The organism is Salmonella sp. SAL04202, assembly GCF_046550775.1.
Lineage (GTDB): Bacteria > Pseudomonadota > Gammaproteobacteria > Enterobacterales > Enterobacteriaceae > Salmonella > Salmonella enterica.
Map to the genome: position 1 here is coordinate 1,568,052 of NZ_JBGDXK010000001.1, position 16,367 is coordinate 1,584,418.

Annotated in this window: 14 protein-coding genes; 9 read left to right on the top strand and 5 right to left on the bottom strand. The window is 53.7% G+C overall.

Going from position 1 to position 16,367, the window contains the following annotated elements; genetic code table 11:
* The first annotated feature begins 67 nt into the window (after window positions 1-67).
* From appC to ACLJQJ_RS07825, 5 genes are all read left to right on the top strand, one after another.
* Complete coding sequence (appC, locus tag ACLJQJ_RS07805) at window positions 68-1,612, top strand: cytochrome bd-II oxidase subunit 1 (protein ID WP_000263613.1); 1,545 nt, start codon at window positions 68-70, stop codon at window positions 1,610-1,612.
* Window positions 1,613-1,623: 11 nt separating this feature from the next.
* The gene (gene appB, locus ACLJQJ_RS07810) at window positions 1,624-2,760 is read left to right on the top strand and encodes a cytochrome d ubiquinol oxidase subunit II (RefSeq protein ID WP_000888110.1); all 1,137 of its coding nucleotides are present in this window, start codon (window positions 1,624-1,626) and stop codon (window positions 2,758-2,760) included.
* A 12-nt stretch (window positions 2,761-2,772) separates the two neighbouring features.
* Window positions 2,773-2,862: a cytochrome bd-II oxidase subunit CbdX gene (gene cbdX, locus ACLJQJ_RS07815; protein WP_000270301.1), complete on the top strand. Its 90-nt coding sequence runs from the start codon at window positions 2,773-2,775 to the stop codon at window positions 2,860-2,862.
* Window positions 2,863-3,256: 394 nt separating this feature from the next.
* Complete coding sequence (locus tag ACLJQJ_RS07820; protein ID WP_001526439.1) at window positions 3,257-4,531, top strand: Glu/Leu/Phe/Val family dehydrogenase; 1,275 nt, start codon at window positions 3,257-3,259, stop codon at window positions 4,529-4,531.
* 213 nt (window positions 4,532-4,744) lie between these two features.
* On the top strand, window positions 4,745-6,457 hold the full coding sequence (locus tag ACLJQJ_RS07825; RefSeq protein ID WP_000612829.1) for an alpha,alpha-trehalase: 1,713 nt from the start codon (window positions 4,745-4,747) through the stop codon (window positions 6,455-6,457).
* A gap of 62 nt (window positions 6,458-6,519) precedes the next feature.
* Here ACLJQJ_RS07825 and ACLJQJ_RS07830 read toward each other — a convergent pair whose 3' ends face one another.
* Complete coding sequence (locus ACLJQJ_RS07830; protein WP_000511320.1) at window positions 6,520-6,774, bottom strand: GlsB/YeaQ/YmgE family stress response membrane protein; 255 nt, start codon at window positions 6,772-6,774, stop codon at window positions 6,520-6,522.
* Between the two features lie 168 nt (window positions 6,775-6,942).
* Here ACLJQJ_RS07830 and ycgR point away from each other — a divergent pair, with 168 nt between their 5' ends.
* The gene (gene ycgR, locus ACLJQJ_RS07835; RefSeq protein WP_000017418.1) at window positions 6,943-7,677 is read left to right on the top strand and encodes a flagellar brake protein YcgR; all 735 of its coding nucleotides are present in this window, start codon (window positions 6,943-6,945) and stop codon (window positions 7,675-7,677) included.
* 13 nt (window positions 7,678-7,690) lie between these two features.
* On the opposite strand, the gene emtA is transcribed toward ycgR, so the two are convergent.
* A complete protein-coding gene (gene emtA / locus ACLJQJ_RS07840; RefSeq protein WP_000776974.1) occupies window positions 7,691-8,302 on the bottom strand; it encodes a membrane-bound lytic murein transglycosylase EmtA in 612 nt (203 codons plus the stop codon).
* A gap of 170 nt (window positions 8,303-8,472) precedes the next feature.
* On the opposite strand from emtA, the gene ldcA reads away from it, so the two are divergent.
* A complete protein-coding gene (gene ldcA / locus ACLJQJ_RS07845; protein WP_001728659.1) occupies window positions 8,473-9,387 on the top strand; it encodes a muramoyltetrapeptide carboxypeptidase in 915 nt (304 codons plus the stop codon).
* Window positions 9,388-9,483: 96 nt separating this feature from the next.
* Complete coding sequence (locus tag ACLJQJ_RS07850) at window positions 9,484-11,217, top strand: potassium/proton antiporter (RefSeq protein WP_000338376.1); 1,734 nt, start codon at window positions 9,484-9,486, stop codon at window positions 11,215-11,217.
* A 61-nt stretch (window positions 11,218-11,278) separates the two neighbouring features.
* Here ACLJQJ_RS07850 and dadX read toward each other — a convergent pair whose 3' ends face one another.
* Together dadX and ACLJQJ_RS07860 are read right to left on the bottom strand one after the other, a co-directional pair.
* On the bottom strand, window positions 11,279-12,349 hold the full coding sequence (dadX, locus tag ACLJQJ_RS07855; RefSeq protein WP_000197903.1) for a catabolic alanine racemase DadX: 1,071 nt from the start codon (window positions 12,347-12,349) through the stop codon (window positions 11,279-11,281).
* A 13-nt stretch (window positions 12,350-12,362) separates the two neighbouring features.
* Window positions 12,363-13,661, bottom strand: coding sequence for a D-amino acid dehydrogenase (locus ACLJQJ_RS07860; protein ID WP_001266935.1), 1,299 nt, complete (start codon window positions 13,659-13,661; stop codon window positions 12,363-12,365).
* Window positions 13,662-13,983: 322 nt separating this feature from the next.
* Between ACLJQJ_RS07860 and ACLJQJ_RS07865 the strand changes: the two genes are divergently transcribed.
* Window positions 13,984-15,516, top strand: a complete 1,533-nt coding sequence (locus ACLJQJ_RS07865) for a SpoVR family protein (RefSeq protein ID WP_000190831.1) — start codon at window positions 13,984-13,986, stop codon at window positions 15,514-15,516.
* 46 nt (window positions 15,517-15,562) lie between these two features.
* Here ACLJQJ_RS07865 and fadR read toward each other — a convergent pair whose 3' ends face one another.
* On the bottom strand, window positions 15,563-16,282 hold the full coding sequence (gene fadR / locus ACLJQJ_RS07870) for a fatty acid metabolism transcriptional regulator FadR (RefSeq protein ID WP_000234826.1): 720 nt from the start codon (window positions 16,280-16,282) through the stop codon (window positions 15,563-15,565).
* Window positions 16,283-16,367 lie beyond the last annotated feature (85 nt).

Consider the following 16,367-nt stretch of genomic DNA (forward strand, 5'->3'; position numbering starts at 1 on the left):
AACAGGAACGTCACCGGTGTCCGGTACTGATTAGCTTTTTACTCTCTTTCTGCCTACAGGAGTTAGCATGTGGGATGTCATTGACTTATCGCGCTGGCAGTTTGCGCTGACCGCGCTGTATCACTTTTTATTTGTTCCTCTTACGCTTGGGCTGATTTTTTTGCTGGCCGTCATGGAGACGATCTATGTGGTGACGGGGAAAACCGTCTACCGCGATATGACGCGTTTCTGGGGCAAGCTCTTCGGGATCAATTTTGCTCTCGGTGTGGCTACCGGCCTGACCATGGAGTTTCAGTTCGGGACTAACTGGTCGCTCTATTCCAACTATGTGGGCGATATCTTCGGCGCGCCGCTGGCGATGGAAGCGTTACTGGCCTTTTTTCTCGAATCCACTTTTGTCGGCCTGTTCTTTTTCGGCTGGCAGCGGCTGAATAAATACCAACACCTGCTGGTCACCTGGCTGGTGGCCTTCGGCTCCAATATTTCAGCATTATGGATTCTGAATGCCAATGGCTGGATGCAGTATCCTACCGGCGCTCATTTCAACATCGATACGTTACGGATGGAAATGAGCAGCTTCAGCGATCTGGTCTTTAACCCGGTGAGCCAGGTGAAATTCGTCCATACCGTCATGTCCGGTTATGTCACCGGCGCCATGTTTATTATGTCTATCAGCGCCTGGTATCTGCTACGTGGCCGCGAGCGTGAGGTGGCCTTGCGCTCGTTTGCTATCGGCTCAGTATTCGGCACCCTGGCCATTCTGGGAACCCTGCAACTGGGCGACAGTTCGGCCTACGAGGTCGCCCAAATTCAGCCGGTGAAACTGGCGGCGATGGAAGGCGAATGGCAAACCGAACCCGCGCCCGCGCCGTTTCATCTGATTGCCTGGCCGCAGCAGGAACAGGAGCGTAATGCATTTGCCGTGAAGATCCCTGCTCTGCTGGGTATTCTGGCCACCCATTCGCTGGATACGCCGGTTCCGGGGTTAAAAAACCTGATGGACGACGCTCTGCCGCGCCTGAAGCGTGGCCGGGAGGCCTGGTTACTCATGCAGGAGATAGCGCAAGGCAATCGCTCGCCGCAGGTACTGAATGCGTTTCACGCCGTTGAGGGCGATCTGGGGTACGGCATTCTGCTGGCGAAATATGCCCCGGATATGAACCATGTGACGCCGGAGCAATATCGTGCGGCCCAGCGTGGCGCTATTCCTCAGGTGGCGCCGGTGTTCTGGAGTTTCCGTATTATGGTCGGCTGCGGTTCGCTGCTGTTAGTGGTGATGTTGATTGCGTTGATACAGACGCTGCGAATGCGTATCGACCAGCATCGCTGGGTATTGCGTATGACGCTGTGGAGCCTGCCGTTACCGTGGATTGCCATTGAAGCCGGTTGGTTTATGACGGAGTTTGGCCGTCAGCCCTGGGCGATTCAGGACATTCTGCCGACCTGGTACGCTCACTCCGCGCTGACGCCGGGCCAGTTGGCCTTCTCAATGGGGCTTATCCTCGGACTTTACACCCTGTTTTTAATCGCGGAAGTCTATCTGATGCAGAAGTACGCGCGTCTTGGGCCGAGCGCCATGCAACATCAACAACAAGCGCAACAACAGGGATAAAGGAGACAATCATGTTGGATTATGAAACGTTGCGGTTCATTTGGTGGCTGCTGATCGGCGTCATCCTGGTGGCCTTTATGGTAACTGACGGGTTTGATATGGGTGTCGGTTGCCTGCTCCCGCTGATAGCGCGCAACGATGACGAACGCCGGGTATTGATCAATAGCGTCGGCGCCCACTGGGAAGGAAACCAGGTATGGTTGATTCTCGCGGGCGGGGCATTATTCGCCGCCTGGCCACGGGTCTATGCCGCCGCGTTTTCCGGTTTTTATGTGGCGATGATCCTGGTGCTGTGTGCCCTCTTCTTTCGCCCGCTGGCCTTTGATTATCGGGGAAAAATCGCCAATGCCCGCTGGCGCGCGCTGTGGGATACCGGTCTGGTTATCGGCAGCCTGGTTCCCCCCGTTGTATTCGGCATCGCGTTCGGCAACCTGTTTTTAGGCGTGCCGTTTGCCTTCACGCCGCAGCTTCATGTTGACTATTTTGGTACCTTCTGGCAGTTACTCTCGCCCTTTGCACTACTGTGTGGATTATTGAGCCTGTCGTTGGTGATTATGCAAGGAGGCGTCTGGTTACAGTTGAAAACGGAGGGCGTTATTCGTCAACGGGCTCTGTCGGCCACCCGCCACAGCGCACTGCTGATCGTGATCTGCTTCCTGCTGGCCGGTTACTGGCTGTGGGCCGGCGTTGATGGCTTTGTCTTGCTCACGCAGGATGCCAACGGCCCTTCCAATCCGCTCTTAAAAGGCGTGGCGATACTCCCTGGCGCATGGATGAACCACTTTATACGCTCGCCGCTACTGCTCATCATCCCGTTGCTCGGTATGATCCTGCCGATTCTGGCTTTCTATGCCTGCCTTCGCGGTCAGACTATTCGTGGATTTCTGTTCGCTTCCCTGACCCAGGCCTGCGTCATCTTTACCGCCGGCATAACGCTATTTCCTTTTGTGATGCCGTCGAGTGTTAGTCCTCTCTCCAGCCTGACGGTGTGGGACAGCACCTCCAGCCAGATGACGCTCGAAATCATGCTGGTGATTGTGCTGATTTTTCTGCCGATCGTACTGCTCTATACGCTATGGAGCTATTACAAAATGTTGGGGCGTATCAACCTGGAGACCCTCCGCCGCAACGATCATGAACTTTATTAGGGAGCGGGAGCGATGTGGTATTTACTGTGGTTTGTCGGCATTCTGCTGATGTGCTCACTGTCGACGCTGGCGCTGGTATGGCTTGAGTCGCGTCAACAATAAAGAGGTAAACCGGGGCCAGCGCCGTCTGACTCCGGTTATTTTTATCTTTTTACGCGCCTGGCGAAGACGTTTCCCCGCCGACAGGACGACATAACATTGATACATGTCGTTATCATAATGTTTACTTTTAGAGGTGCGTCATAATTATGACAAATAGCCGCCTTGCACATATTACGCATATTTAAGCAATTAATTGCATAATTAGCGATATATTACCTCTTATATCGGATAGTTAACCACTTCCCATCCAAAATCATAACGAAAATCCAACTGCCTGCCATTTTTGATCTGAGTTAATTGTTTAAAAAAGTGTTAAATTTATCGCTACATGGTGTGATCTACTATGTACCACGGTCAATTAAAGAACATATTACTTTTATCACTAAGGTTTATCATGGATAAGTTATCTTACGCTTCAGATAGCAGCACATCTGCCTGGAATACCTACCTGCAACAAATCGAGCGTGTGGCCCCTTATCTGGGCGAGTTATCCCCCTGGGTGGATACTCTGCGCCACCCAAAACGCGCTCTGATCGTCGATATTCCGGTACAAATGGATGATGGCACTATTCGTCATTTCGAAGGATATCGCGTGCAGCACAACCTCTCCCGAGGTCCGGGTAAAGGCGGTGTTCGCTACCATCCTGACGTTGATCTCAATGAAGTGATGGCCCTGTCAGCATGGATGACCATCAAATGTGCCGCGCTGAACCTGCCGTACGGCGGCGCCAAAGGCGGCATCCGCGTCGATCCGTTCTCGCTGTCGGAAGGTGAACTGGAGCGTTTGACCCGCCGCTATACCAGCGAGATCGGCATTATCATCGGGCCGCAGAAAGATATTCCTGCGCCGGATGTCGGCACCAACGGTAAAGTGATGGCCTGGATGATGGATACGTATTCCATGAATCATGGCACGACGGTCACTGGCGTCGTCACCGGTAAGCCTATCCATCTTGGCGGTTCGCTGGGTCGTGAAAAAGCGACGGGGCGCGGCGTTTTCGTCAGCGGGCTGGAAGCCGCGCGTCGGGCGAATATCGCCGTTGAAGGCGCTCGCGTTGCGGTTCAGGGTTTTGGTAACGTCGGCAGCGAAGCCGCGCGTCTGTTTGCAGGCGCTGGCGCCCGTGTCGTGGCGATTCAGGATCATACCGCAACGCTGTTTAACGCCACCGGTATTGACATGAAAGCGCTCACAGCATGGCAGACAGAACACAAACAGATTGCCGGTTTCCCGGGCGCGGAAACTATCGCCAGCGATGCGTTCTGGCGTCTGGAGATGGATATTCTGATCCCGGCGGCGCTTGAAGGTCAGATAACTCGTCAGCGCGCGGAAGCCCTGACGTGTAAGCTGGTGCTGGAAGGGGCTAACGGCCCGACCTATCCGGATGCTGATGATGTTCTGGCCAGCCGTGGTATCCTTGTGGTGCCTGACGTGGTCTGTAACGCAGGCGGCGTAACCGTCAGCTACTTCGAATGGGTACAAGATATGGCCAGCTTCTTCTGGAGCGAAGAAGAGATCAACGCGCGCATGGACAAAATCATGACCGACGCGATCGTCCATGTCTGGGAGAAAGCGGCTGAGAAATCCTGTTCTCTGCGCACCGCAGCCTATATTGTCGCCTGTGAGCGCATTCTGTTGGCCCGTAAAGATCGCGGTATATATCCGGGTTAAGGCTACAAGTTATTGCGCTAAAATCCACGTCCCGGCGTGGATTTTTTGTCTGTATCCCCCGTTTTCCACGCGCGCGCCGATAAACTCTGTCTGAATAAAATGTCTGTTTGTTCGCAAAATAGCGGTTCAATCACGCGTATCTGGTCATCGTAGACTAAGGTTTTGTCATGGTAAATGCCGTTGGCTTTGGCTCACCGCTAAGGAGATAACTTGATGATACCCCCAGAGATTCGCCGTTCTGTTCTACTGCAGAAAGCCATAAAACTGGCGCTGGCAGGGACGCTGCTGACGTTTGCATCGTTTTCGGCGACTGCCGCAGACCCGTCTTCCGACACTGAAACTCCGCAGCCGCCGGATATTTTGCTTGGCCCGCTCTTTAATGATGTCCAGAATGCAAAACTCTTCCCCGATCAGAAAACCTTTGCTGACGCCATACCTAATAGCGATCCGCTCATGATTCTTGCGGATTATCGTATGCAGCGGAACCAGTCCGGCTTCGATTTGCGTCATTTTGTTGATGTTAACTTCACCCTGCCGAAAGCGGGTGAAAAATATGTCCCGCCTGCCGGGCAGTCATTGCGTGAACATATTGATGGCCTGTGGCCGGTGCTGACCCGTTCAACTAAAAACGTCGAAAAGTGGGACTCGCTCTTGCCGTTGCCTGAATCCTATGTCGTACCGGGTGGGCGATTCAGAGAGATTTACTACTGGGACAGCTACTTTACGATGCTGGGGCTGGCGGAAAGCGGGCACTGGGATAAGGTGGCGGATATGGTAGCGAACTTTGGTTACGAAATTGACGCCTGGGGGCATATTCCTAACGGCAACCGTACCTACTACCTGAGTCGTTCGCAGCCGCCTTTCTTTGCGTTTATGGTTGAGTTACTGGCGCAACATGAAGGTGACGATGCGCTGAAAGAATACCTGCCGCAACTGCAAAAAGAGTACGCCTACTGGATGGAGGGCGTTGAGACATTGCAGCCAGGGCAACAAAACCAACGCGTCGTCAAACTGGAGGACGGCAGCGTTCTCAACCGCTACTGGGACGATCGGGATACCCCCCGCCCTGAATCCTGGGTTGAAGATATCGCTACCGCCAAAAGCAACCCCAACCGCCCGGCAACGGAGATCTATCGAGACCTCCGATCTGCCGCCGCCTCCGGCTGGGATTTCAGCTCCCGCTGGATGGATAATCCGCAGCAGCTCAGTACCATTCGTACCACCACTATTGTCCCTGTCGATCTTAACGCTCTGCTGTATCAGCTGGAGAAAACCCTCGCCCGCGCCAGCGCTGCGGCGGGCGATCGGGCCAAAGCCTCGCAATATGACGCGCTAGCCAACGCGCGGCAAAAAGCCATTGAAATGCATCTGTGGAATAACAAAGAGGGTTGGTATGCCGACTACGATCTGCAGAACAATAAAATCCGTGACCAACTCACCGCTGCCGCACTGTTCCCGCTCTATGTAAACGCCGCCGCGAAAGATCGCGCCGCGAAAGTGGCGGCGGCGGCCCAGGCGCATCTGCTACAGCCTGGCGGGCTGGCTACCACCTCGGTTAAAAGCGGACAGCAGTGGGATGCGCCAAACGGCTGGGCGCCGTTACAATGGGTCGCTGCCGAAGGATTACAAAATTATGGGCAGGATGACGTGGCAATGGAAGTCACCTGGCGCTTTTTAACCAATGTGCAGCACACCTACGATCGCGAGAAAAAACTGGTCGAAAAATATGACGTCAGCAGTACCGGAACCGGCGGTGGCGGCGGCGAATATCCCCTTCAGGACGGCTTTGGCTGGACCAACGGCGTGACGCTGAAAATGCTCGATCTGATTTGTCCGCAGGAAAAACCGTGCGATAGCGTACCGTCTACTCGTCCGGCATCGTTAAGCGCAACGCCGACAAAAACGCCGTCTGCAGCGACGCAGTAACGCGTGTTTATAATAGGTTGACCCGGCGCTGACCGGGTCAACGCTTAAACGTTTTGCAGCGGTTAGCCGCGTCGCAGAAGGCGGAAAATCACCAGCACCACAATCGCGCCCACCACGGCGACCAGGAAACTGTGCAGATTAAAGCCGCTGATACTGCCGCCAATACCAAACATCGTCGCCAGCCATCCGCCAACGACCGCCCCGACGATACCGAGAATACAGGTCAGGATAAATCCCCCGCCATCGCGCCCCGGCATAAGCAATTTGGCGATAACGCCGGCAATCAAACCAAAAATAATCCAGGCGATAATTCCCATTTGCAAACCCTCTTTCCAGTAAAAACGTTTTAAGTATAGGCAAAGTCGAGCGTCGCATTTCTGAACACTGATTTATCTCGCGGACATAAAAATTTATTTATCGCTATTAAGTTCTTTCTACCGATGCCGATAACCCAAAGATAGTCTGCGTATCAGGGGTTATTTCGTGTGAGTGGTTACAATGAGCAGTTCCTGAAAAAAAATCCATTAGCGATATTAGGCGTGCTACGGGATTTAAATAAAAATCAGGTTCCACTGCGTATTTCATGGGCGCATGGTCAATTCATCAGTAAAATTTTGGCGGTAGACCCGGAAAAACTCATCGTGGATTACGGCAGCCAGGAATATGAAAATAGCGCCGTATTACGTGCCGGGCAGGTAGCCATTATCGCAGAAACGCAGGGCGCAAAAGTCGAGTTCACGTTGCCGCAACTCGTTACAGGTGAATATCAGCGGCTGCCGGCCTTTATCACGCCCCTGCCGTCGTCACTGTGGTTTGTCCAGCGCCGGGAGTATTTTCGTATTGGCGCGCCGCTGTATCCACCTTATTACGGCGTCACCACGCTACCGGACACCCGTACGTTACGTTTTCGCCTGTTTGATCTTTCCCTGGGCGGCATGGGCGCGCTACTGGAATCCGCCATCCCCGACGGACTAATCGAAGGCGCGCGCTTTTCGCAGGTTGAACTGAACATGGGGCCATGGGGGATTCTTCACGTTGACGCCCAGCTTATCGCCATCAGCGAGCGTAAAGTGATTGATGGGAAAAATGAAACGATCACCACTCCCCGCCTGAGCTTTCGTTTCCTTAACGTTAGCCCGGCGGTGGAGCGGGAGTTGCAGCGGATTATTTTTTCGCTTGAGCGCGAGGCCCGAGAAAGAGCGAATAAAGTACGAGAATAATCTTCACGCTAAACTACATGGCGTCCAGCGCCTGCTGAAGCTTCCAGATATAGCGCGGCGCCTGCGGCGCGGGATGATTATCAACAACATGCTCAAAAAACTCGTCCGCATCCAGATCGTTAATTTTTTCTATCGCCTTCTTCCTGTCGGATGAAAAAGTACGCAATAACGCGCCTGCGCCGTTAGCATAAGAGACGACCAGCGCATATTGCATCACCTGCGGATCTTTGATGCCGGCCAGCGGCCCATTTTCCAGAATGCTCAGATACGCCGCGCCCATTGAGATGTTACGCTCAGGGTTTTTCAGCTCGCTGGTGGTCGGTTCGCCACGCCAGCCCATACGACGGTAAACGTCGCGCCCGGAGGTCGACGCCTTTAACTGCATCAGGCCAATCGCATTGGATTTACTGACCGCGTTAGGGTTGCCGCCAGATTCAATGGCGATAATCGCGGTGATTAAATGCGGATCAACCCCCCATGCCGCCCCGGCTTTTTCACTGATGGGCATCCACTGCATCGCACGCTTTACAGGCACTTCGGCATTCCACGGCGGATTCCTGTAATCCTGTTTTGAGCTACAGCCAGCCAGTATTACTACCAAAAAAGCAAACCATCTTAATTTCACGTCATCTATCCTTATAGCCGTAACTTATCTGCCGAAGAGGTCATACCGCCCCGGCCAGGCACTTAGGTTGCCTCCCTGGTGCGCATCCAGAAACGTCGCACAACGAGGGACATCGCCTAATATATGCGGCATGATATACATTTGCATTCTATTGTCAGCAAGGAATTACCATGTCTCTGTTTCATTTAATCGCCCCCTCGGGCTACTGTATTAACCAACAGGCCGCGTTACGCGGCGTTCAGCGCCTGACTGACGCGGGTCATCAGGTGGAGAATGACGAGGTGATTCGTCGCCGCTATCAGCGTTTTGCCGGTACGGACGCGGAACGGCTGGCCGATGTTAATTCGCTGGCCTCGCTAACTTCGCCGGATACGATTGTCATGCCGGTTCGCGGCGGCTATGGCGCCAGCCGCTTGCTGGATCGTATCGACTGGCAGGCGCTCGCCTCCCGGCAACAGCGTGATCCCTTACTGATTTGCGGTCATAGCGATTTTACGGCGATTCAGGCTGGACTCCTGGCGCAGGCCAATATCATCACCTTTAGCGGTCCTATGCTGGCGGCAAATTTTGGCGCCGAAACGCTGAATACGTTCACCGAGCAACATTTCTGGCTGGCGCTACGCAAGGCGCAATTTACCGTAGAGTGGCAAGGCGACGGCCCTCAGTGCGACGCACAGGGCACCTTATGGGGCGGAAATCTGGCGATGTTGATTTCCCTTATCGGTACGCCCTGGATGCCGACTATCGATAAAGGAATTTTAGTGCTGGAAGATGTCAATGAGCATCCTTTCCGGGTGGAGCGTATGCTTTTGCAACTGGAGTACGCCGGAATTTTAAACCGCCAGAGCGCCATCGTTCTCGGCAGCTTTAGCGGCGCGGCGCCCAACGAGTATGACGCCGGCTATTCTCTGGAGAGCGTCTACGCGTTTTTACGTTCCCGTCTGTCCGTTCCGCTGATTACCGGTCTCGACTTCGGGCATGAACAGCGTACGGTGACGCTCCCTATCGGGGCAAACGCGACGCTTAAAAATACGCGCCAGGGGACTCAACTCACTTTATCTGGCCATCCTACGCTGCAATTGTAAAAAAAGTCCCCGACAGGCTAAGTAAAACGCTGCCCTGGCCGTTATTATGTTAATGTTAAATAATACGAAGTCGTGTGAGTCAGGAGATATAAAACGTTGGATGCTGCAACAATTATTAGTCTATTTATTTTAGGTTCCATCCTTGTAACCAGCAGTATCCTGTTAAGTTCATTCTCATCGCGACTGGGTATCCCGATTCTGGTCATTTTCCTCGCCATTGGGATGTTAGCGGGTGTGGATGGCATTGGCGGTATTCCTTTCGATAATTATCCTTTCGCTTATATGGTCAGTAACCTGGCGCTGGCGATTATTTTACTCGATGGCGGCATGCGCACCCAGGCCAGCTCTTTCCGGGTAGCGCTGGGCCCCGCGCTGTCGCTGGCGACGCTCGGCGTGCTGATCACGTCGGGGTTAACAGGTATGATGGCCGCCTGGCTGTTTCATCTGGATCTTATCGAAGGTCTGCTTATCGGCGCGATAGTCGGTTCCACTGACGCCGCAGCGGTCTTTTCTCTGCTTGGCGGCAAAGGGCTAAACGAACGTGTAGGCTCCACGCTGGAGATCGAATCGGGAAGTAACGACCCGATGGCCGTTTTTCTGACCATTACATTAATTGAGATGATCCAGAAACATGAAACCGGCCTGGACTGGATGTTTGCCGTCCATATTATCCAGCAGTTCGGTCTCGGTATTGTTTTTGGTCTCGGCGGCGGTTACCTGCTACAGCAGATGATCAACCGTATTTCTCTGCCCAGCGGCCTGTATCCGATGCTGGCGCTCAGCGGCGGTATTCTGATTTTTGCTTTGACAACCGCGCTTGAAGGCAGCGGCATTCTCGCGGTCTATCTGTGCGGATTCCTGTTAGGAAACCGTCCGATTCGCAACCGTTACGGCATCCTGCAAAACTTTGACGGACTGGCCTGGCTGGCGCAGATCGCGATGTTCCTGGTCCTGGGGCTGCTGGTGACGCCTTCCGATCTGTGGCCGATTGCCGTCCCTGCGCTTATTCTCTCTATCTGGATGATTTTCTTCGCCCGCCCTCTGTCGGTGTTTACCGGCCTGCTGCCATTTCGCGGCTTCAATCTTCGGGAGCGCATTTTCATCAGTTGGGTCGGACTGCGCGGCGCGGTGCCGATTATTCTCGCCGTTTTCCCGATGATGGCCGGGCTTGAAAACGCTCGCCTGTTCTTTAATGTCGCTTTCTTTGTGGTACTGGTGTCGCTGCTCCTGCAGGGAACATCGCTGTCATGGGCGGCGAAGAGAGCCAAAGTGGTCGTGCCTCCGGTTGGCTGGCCAGTATCGCGCGTGGGGCTTGACATCCATCCTGATAATCCGTGGGAGCAATTCATCTATCAGTTGAGCGCCGACAAATGGTGCGTCGGCGCGGCGTTGCGCGACCTGCATATGCCGAACGAAACCCGCATTGCCGCGCTATTTCGCAATAATGAACTGTTTCACCCCACGGGTAGCACTCGCCTGCAGGAAGGCGACGTACTCTGCGTGATTGGCCGGGAGCGCGATCTGCCAGCGCTGGGCAAATTGTTTAGCCAGTCGCCGCCGGTTTCGTTAGATCAGCGTTTCTTTGGCGATTTTATCCTCGAAGCGAATGCGAAATTCGCCGACGTGGCGCTTATCTACGGGCTGGAAGAAGGAACGGAATACCGGGATAAACAACAAACCCTGGGTGAAATCATACAGCAACTGCTGGGCGCTGCGCCGGTCGTTGGCGATCAGGTGGAGTTTGGCGGCATGATTTGGACGGTAGCTGAAAAAGAAGATAACGTGGTACGCAAGATTGGGGTACGCGTCGCCGAAGACGAAGCAGAATAAGGTCGCCGGACAACGTCGACCCGCCCCCGGTGGACCGGTCGACGCCTTAGCCTGAGTTAGGTTACGTTGTCACAAACGGCACGCGCGGCGCTACGGCGCACAGTAGCTCATAGCCCAGCGTGCCTGCCGCAGAGGCGACATCATCGACCTTAATTTCTTTGCCCCATAATTCAACCGGCGTGCCGATTCCCGCCTGCGGACACGGCGTCAAATCCACCGCCAGCATATCCATTGAAACGGTGCCTACTGTTCTGGTACGGATACCGTCCACCAGCACAGGCGTCCCGGTCGGCGCATGGCGTGGATAGCCATCGGCATAACCCGCCGCGACGATGCCAATGCGTTGTTCCTGAGTCACAGAATACCCTCCGCCATAGCCTACTCTTTCACCTGCGCTCAGCGTCTGCACGCCAATAATTTCGCTACTCAGCGTCATCACGGGTTTTAGTCCGGTATCGGCAATATCCCGCCACTGTCCTGACGGCGACGCGCCGTACAAAATAATGCCCGGCCTGACCCAGTCATAATGCGCCTGGGGATGCCACAGCGTCGCTGCCGAATTTGATAACGAGTATGCACACTGCAGGCCTTCTGTCGCCAGCGCAATACGCCTCATCGCCTCCCCGATACCTTCCGGATGATCGGCCTGAGCAAAATGTGACATCAGGGTCATTTCACCGACATTGCGCATTGCCCGCAATTGCTGCCAGACGGTCTGCGCCCGCTCAGGCTGAAAACCGAGTCGGTTCATGCCGCTGTTGACTTTGACATAGATATCCAGCGGCGCGTTAAGCCGCGCATTTTGCAGCGCTTTCAACTGCCAGTTACTGTGGATGCAGGTGGTCAGCCGATAAGTGTCATACGCCTCCAGGTCTTGCGCATGGAAAAACCCCTCCAGCATCAATATCGGCCCTTTCCACCCGCGCTCACGCAGGGTAATCGCCTCTTCAAGGTTGAGCATAGCGAAACCATCTGTGGCGCCCAGCGCGCTCCAGACGCGTTCAATACCGTGGCCGTAGGCGTTGGCTTTCACTACCGACCAGACGCGCGCCTCTGGGGCCGCCCGGCGCACAATAGCCAAATTTTGTTTCATTACCTGTAAATCAAGGCTGGCCTGTATAGGGCGGGTCATTTCACTTCCTTTATCAGTTATGCGCGCTATGCAAACGTTGCGGGCGGGTGGGCGTAAAATCGGAACGGTATCGCGCCACGCTCAGATCGTCGTAGGGTATCGCTGGCGTACGACCCGACAAGATATCGCTTAACAACTGGCCTGAACCGCAGGCCATCGTCCAGCCTAAGGTGCCGTGTCCAGTATTAAGCCACAGATTTTTATAACGGGTACGTCCTACTACCGGCGTGCCGTCCGGCGTCATGGGGCGCAGGCCGGTCCAGAATGTGGCCTGCTCAATATGACCGCCGCGCGGAAAAAGATCGCGCACAACCATCTCCAGCGTCTCGCGGCGTGGTTGCAGTAAGTCGGTATTAAAGCCCACGATTTCCGCCATTCCCCCCACGCGAATACGCTTATCAAAACGCGTAATAGCGATTTTGTAGGTTTCATCAAGAATCGTCGATACCGGCGCGCCGTCTGGCTCGACGATTGGGATGGTTAATGAATAGCCTTTCAGCGGATACACCGGGATATCAACAATGCCTTTAAGCATCGCCGTCGAATACGATCCAAACGCCATGACATACGCATCGGCTTTAATGATCTCATCGGCGCATTTCACGCCGTAAATCTGATCATTTTCGTACAGTAATTTTTCCACGGGAGTATTAAAGCGAAAGGTTACGCCCGCCTGCTCCGCCATGCGCGCCAGACGCTGGGTAAAGAGCTGGCAGTCCCCGGTTTCATCATTCGGTAAGCGCAGCCCGCCGGTTAATTTATGCGCAACCTCAGCCAGAGCGGGTTCAACTTCCGCCAGTCGGCTGGCTTCCAGGAGCTGATACGGCACCCCGGCATCTTCCAGCACGGCGATATCACGGGTGGCGTTCTCATACTGTTGCGCGGTGCGAAAGAGTTGCAGCGTTCCCCCCTGGCGACCTTCATATTCGATACCGGTCGCGGCGCGTAGCGTTTTCAGACAGTCGCGACTATATTCCGCCAGACGCACCATGCGGCCTTTATTTTCCATATAATGCCGGGTATCGCAGTTACGCAGCATTTGCCACATCCACTTCAGTTGAAACGGGGTGCCATCCAGACGCACCGCCAGCGGCGCATGGCGCTGGAACATCCATTTTATCGCCTTCAGCGGTACGCCAGGGGCCGCCCAGGGCGCCGCATATCCCGGTGAAATTTGTCCGGCATTCGCCGCGCTGGTTTCTTGCGCCGGGCCGGATTCGCGATCGATGACGGTGACATCATGCCCCGCCTGACTCAAGTACCAGGCGCTGGTCACGCCAACTACGCCACTCCCCAGGATGACAACTCGCATAGCCACTCCGTTAATAGTAAAAGAACAATCTTCTGATTACATCTTGATAACCCAGATGAAAATATTATTCAACATATGACTTTTTTATGGTGACGTGCTTCACATATACCCTAAAGACAAGCGATCCCACTGGTTTGGGATCTCCTGCTACGCGGCATGGCTATACAGCATAAAATGATGCCAATACCCGTTTTTTTGCCGTTCAGAGTGGAGGAAATCGCAAAGAAAAGTTTTCACGATCAAGTCGTTTTTTAACATGGTGTTCTATGCTTGAAAGGAGGCGCTCCATACAGAGAGCGTCGCCAACAATGAGGGTGCGCGAATGGCAACGATTGATTCCATGAACAAGGACACCACACGTTTGAGCGATGGACCCGACTGGACATTTGATCTGCTGGATGTCTATCTGGCAGAGATAGACCGCGTGGCGAAACTCTACCAACTGGATACTTACCCGCACCAAATTGAAGTCATCACTTCCGAACAGATGATGGACGCCTACTCCAGCGTCGGGATGCCGATCAACTATCCGCACTGGTCGTTTGGCAAAAAGTTCATTGAGACGGAACGTCTGTATAAGCATGGTCAACAAGGACTGGCTTATGAAATTGTGATCAACTCTAATCCCTGCATTGCCTACCTGATGGAAGAAAACACCATCACCATGCAAGCGCTGGTCATGGCGCACGCCTGTTACGGCCACAACTCCTTTTTTAAAAATAATTATCTCTTCCGGAGCTGGACGGATGCCAGCTCTATCGTCGACTACCTGATTTTCGCCCGAAATTACATTACCCGCTGTGAAGAACGCTACGGAGTGGATGAAGTAGAAAAACTGCTCGACTCCTGCCACGCGCTGATGAATTACGGCGTCGATCGCTATAAGCGCCCGCAGAAAATCTCGTTGCAGGAAGAGAAAGCGCGACAAAAAAGCCGGGAAGAGTATCTACAAAGCCAGGTGAATATGCTGTGGCGCACGCTGCCAAAACGCGAGGAAGAAAAAACTGTCGCCGAAGCACGCCGCTTTCCCGCTGAACCGCAGGAAAACCTGCTCTATTTTATGGAGAAAAACGCCCCGTTGCTCGAGCCGTGGCAGCGCGAAATTCTGCGCATCGTGCGTAAAGTCAGCCAGTATTTTTATCCGCAGAAACAGACGCAGGTCATGAACGAGGGCTGGGCGACCTTCTGGCACTACACCATCCTGAACCATCTGTATGATGAAGGCAAAGTGACGGAACGCTTTATGCTGGAGTTTTTACACAGCCATACCAATGTCGTATTTCAGCCGCCCTATAATAGCCCCTGGTATAGCGGAATTAACCCCTATGCGCTCGGCTTTGCCATGTTCCAGGATATCAAACGTATTTGTCAGTCGCCCACGGATGAAGATAAATACTGGTTTCCGGATATTGCCGGTTCCGACTGGCTGGAAACGCTGCACTTCGCCATGCGCGATTTTAAAGATGAAAGCTTTATCAGCCAGTTCCTGTCGCCAAAAGTGATGCGTGATTTCCGTTTCTTCACGGTACTTGATGATGACAGGCATAATTATCTGGAGATCTCCGCCATTCATAACGAAGAAGGTTATCGGGAGATTCGATCAAAACTGTCGTCACAGTATAACCTGAGCAACCTGGAGCCGAATATTCAGGTCTGGAATGTGGATTTACGCGGCGACAGATCGCTGACGTTGCGTTATATCCCGCATAACCGCGCGCCGCTGGATAAAGGCCGCAAAGAGGTGCTGAAACATGTGCATCGGTTATGGGGCTTTGATGTGATGCTGGAGCAACAAAATGAGGATGGCAGCGTAGAACTGCTGGAGCGTTGTCCGCCGCGCATGAACATGCTGTAATCGAGATGCTGCCCGGTAGTGTTTGCGCTTACCGGGCATCGCGGGATTATCGTCCCTGAATCGCTAAATCGCCGGGCAGATTTTTCTGCATCCGATGCCAAATCTCGCCGCTGTCATGCCCGTAACGTCGCACCGTTTCATATACCTGGTCGTGCGCGCCCTGCTCGCATAACGACGATAATTTATGATAGAAACCCAGTGCCAGACTGCGCGCTTCCGGATTGGCGAAATAGTGGCGACCAATGCGGGTGTATAACCCTTTCATGCCGTTCAGGATCAAGCCGTAAATAGGATTGCCGGAGGCAAATGCCAGACCACGAAAGATGTTATAGTCCAGATCGGCGAATGCATCGGCATGGTCGGCCACTTCGTGGGCAGTGGCCAGCACTTCCTGCGCCTTATCCGGGTGTTGACGCAATGCGGTACGAATAAAGATAGTAGAAATATTGGTACGCACCGACAACAAATTGTCGATCAGTTGCGGAACGCTTTCATGATCAAGGCGGGCCAGCGTTTCAAGGATATTCAGCCCTGACGTTTCCCAAAAATTATTAACCTTTGTCGGTTTGCCATGCTGAATGGTCAGCCAGCCATCTCGCGCCAGCCGCTGTAACACCTCGCGTAATGTCGTGCGCGTTACGCCGATCAGTTCGGAGAGTTCTCGTTCTGCCGGTAAGATCGTGCCAGGAGGAAAGCGGTTATTCCAGATACTTTCAATAATATACTCTTCCGCGAAACCCGCCGGGCTCTGCGCCTTAATGACCATAGTGAGATTTCCATTACACAGCAAAACATAGTTGTACTCATCATACCAGACGGGCGTAACACCTGATAGCGGACGCAATGAAGAA

Coding starts and splice junctions, on each gene's coding strand:
- appC (WP_000263613.1), top strand. CDS start 68: ATGTGGGATGTCATTGACTTATCGCGCTGGCAGTTTGCGCTGACCGCG.
- appB (WP_000888110.1), top strand. CDS start 1,624: ATGTTGGATTATGAAACGTTGCGGTTCATTTGGTGGCTGCTGATCGGC.
- cbdX (WP_000270301.1), top strand. CDS start 2,773: ATGTGGTATTTACTGTGGTTTGTCGGCATTCTGCTGATGTGCTCACTG.
- ACLJQJ_RS07820 (WP_001526439.1), top strand. CDS start 3,257: ATGGATAAGTTATCTTACGCTTCAGATAGCAGCACATCTGCCTGGAAT.
- ACLJQJ_RS07825 (WP_000612829.1), top strand. CDS start 4,745: ATGATACCCCCAGAGATTCGCCGTTCTGTTCTACTGCAGAAAGCCATA.
- ACLJQJ_RS07830 (WP_000511320.1), bottom strand. CDS start 6,774: ATGGGAATTATCGCCTGGATTATTTTTGGTTTGATTGCCGGCGTTATC.
- ldcA (WP_001728659.1), top strand. CDS start 8,473: ATGTCTCTGTTTCATTTAATCGCCCCCTCGGGCTACTGTATTAACCAA.
- dadX (WP_000197903.1), bottom strand. CDS start 12,349: ATGACCCGCCCTATACAGGCCAGCCTTGATTTACAGGTAATGAAACAA.
- ACLJQJ_RS07860 (WP_001266935.1), bottom strand. CDS start 13,661: ATGCGAGTTGTCATCCTGGGGAGTGGCGTAGTTGGCGTGACCAGCGCC.
- ACLJQJ_RS07865 (WP_000190831.1), top strand. CDS start 13,984: ATGGCAACGATTGATTCCATGAACAAGGACACCACACGTTTGAGCGAT.
- fadR (WP_000234826.1), bottom strand. CDS start 16,282: ATGGTCATTAAGGCGCAGAGCCCGGCGGGTTTCGCGGAAGAGTATATT.